We start from the raw sequence: 2,045 nt of genomic DNA, 5'->3' as shown, positions 1-2,045 counted from the left end.
TGCAACCCCGACCAGCTTCGCCTGATCGGGCGCTCACCGCCGTGCCCTTCATCAACCCAAGCAGGGGGTCCCTTTTACGCGAAAATACGGGGTCCCGATTCCATGGTCATTGACAGCGACAAGGCTGCACAACCACAAGGAACGCCTGGTGGAAGCCCGTATTGCCCCGACCACGATGGGCGTACTCGCCGCCAACCTGGATTGTGTTGAAACGGTTCTTGCGGCACTCGAAGCCGGACGGCGGCTGACAGTCAAGCAGGTCAAGGCAATTGCGGGCGTGGGTGGCGCCACCCCAAAAACGGCTGCTGATCTTGCCAATACGGGAGGCATTGCCGGGCTTCGCAACCTGGCCCGTGCGAAAGCGAACTTCGGGATTAGCCAGTTCGTCGACAGATTGACCGCGATAATCCACGACATCGAAGAGGCCCTGAAGCCTGCCGACAAGGGAAAGCGGGTATTGAAGGGAGCGCTTGCCAAGAAAATCGAGGTCCCTGCTCGCTTCGCGCGTACCGAGCTTGAGAACATCGCCCTCTTTATCGAGCCGAACGTGCTGAATTCGACCGCGCCGCACGTCATGAAATTCCCCGAAGGCAGTAAATGGCGGCAGCTTGCCGATCTTTTGTGGGACCTGGGCGGGCAGGCCCAGTGGAACCCGGATTTGGTCCCGTGGCTTTCCGGCCATGTGGTCCCGCTTCTCCAATGGGCGATTGGCAAAGGGCCAAGATACGACAACGGAAACGTCATGATCCCATTGGAATCAGGGGCTGGGAGAAAGTCGGGTTTGTAAAATGATTTTACCAATCTCGAAGAGTGGCCCGGGCCGCCCCGATTCCGTCGCCCGCTCCAAGTGGGCAACTGCGGGAGGTCGTGGCCCTTAGGGTTTTCCGGGTCGGTATGGCTCGAGCGACGTGCTGGCCGCTGGGTATTTGGACACTCCTCAGCCGCACGCGCGAGCAGAACAGGAATCTTCACCGCTCTCTCTTGACTCCGCAATATTCCTGCAGAACAAATAGAGAACTAAATGTCAGGAAGGCGAAGCTGCGTGTCACGTACGGCAGCCATAGAGGCGTTGCGCGCTCGGATCGAAAGCGTTGAAGGTGGGAAGAGTTTATCCCGAGCCGTGCTTCCGTTCGGCTTGCAGGAGGTCGATACGCGCCTGCCCGGTGGCGGACTGGCCATTGGCGCACTGCACGAGGTGGCAGGTGGCGGCAATGGCGCAATCGACGGTGCGGCTGCCGCCCTGTTTGCGGCTGGCGTCGCGGCGCGGGTGAAGGGCAAGACGCTCTGGTGCCTGACACGTCCCGACCTGTTTGCCCCGGCCATCGCGCAAGTGGGGCTCGAACCCAACCGGGTCATTTATGTCGAAGCCGGTGACGAGAAGAGCGTCTTGAACTGCTTCGAGGAAGGCCTTCGCCATGGCGCGTTGGGCTGCGTGGTCGCCGAGCTGGTGCAGCTTTCGATGACCGCGTCGCGGCGGTTGCAACTTGTGGCCGAGGCGTCCGGCACAATGGGGCTGGCGCTGAGGCGATGGCGACGACAGGCCGAAGCGACGGACTTTGGCCAGCCGACGGCTGCATCGACCCGGTGGCGGATTTCCGTGCTGCCGTCTCGCCCACTTCCGGTTCCAGGAGTCGGCAGACACCGCTGGCTGTTGGAACTGATCCGGGCACGCGCCGGAGAGAGTGCGGATTTCGAGCTGGAGGCTTGCGATGACAAGGGTCGTCTCGGTCTTCCTTCCGACCTGGTCCACGGACAGGTTCAGAAGGAGATCGCCCGCCGCATCGCCACCGCCTGACCAGCCGCTGGTGAACGGCGCGTAGCCAAGGACCGCTACCTCCAGCCGGTTAGCTGCGTGTATCGATCGCGACACTAATCAACTTTACTCTACAATGAGTAACTCAGCGTGTGGAACCATGAATGACATTACTAGGTGACCGACTCATAAGTTCGCAGCCATATGCGGATTGACGCGAGCTGGACGGATGCGAGGAAATTGTCGTCACGCTTGTCGTATCTTGTGGCCACCGCCCTGAAGTGTTTGAGTT

General features: G+C 60.7%; 2 protein-coding genes and 1 pseudogene. 2 read left to right on the top strand and 1 reads right to left on the bottom strand.

Going from position 1 to position 2,045, the window contains the following annotated elements; genetic code table 11:
• Window positions 1-148: 148 nt before the first annotated feature.
• A complete protein-coding gene (locus EET67_RS25285) occupies window positions 149-787 on the top strand; it encodes a hypothetical protein (protein WP_128628913.1) in 639 nt (212 codons plus the stop codon).
• 234 nt (window positions 788-1,021) lie between these two features.
• Window positions 1,022-1,795, top strand: coding sequence for an ImuA family protein (locus tag EET67_RS25280; protein ID WP_128628912.1), 774 nt, complete (start codon window positions 1,022-1,024; stop codon window positions 1,793-1,795).
• A gap of 131 nt (window positions 1,796-1,926) precedes the next feature.
• Here the strand turns inward: EET67_RS25280 and EET67_RS25275 are convergent.
• Window positions 1,927-2,045 (bottom strand): annotated as a pseudogene (locus EET67_RS25275) (IS5/IS1182 family transposase); the annotation flags it as partial.

The sequence above is a fragment of the Borborobacter arsenicus genome, from assembly GCF_003934165.1.
Lineage (GTDB): Bacteria > Pseudomonadota > Alphaproteobacteria > Rhizobiales > Rhizobiaceae > Pseudaminobacter > Pseudaminobacter arsenicus.
This window is presented reverse-complemented; position numbering and strand designations above follow the sequence as displayed.

Coding starts and splice junctions, on each gene's coding strand:
- EET67_RS25280 (WP_128628912.1), top strand. CDS start 1,022: ATGTCAGGAAGGCGAAGCTGCGTGTCACGTACGGCAGCCATAGAGGCG.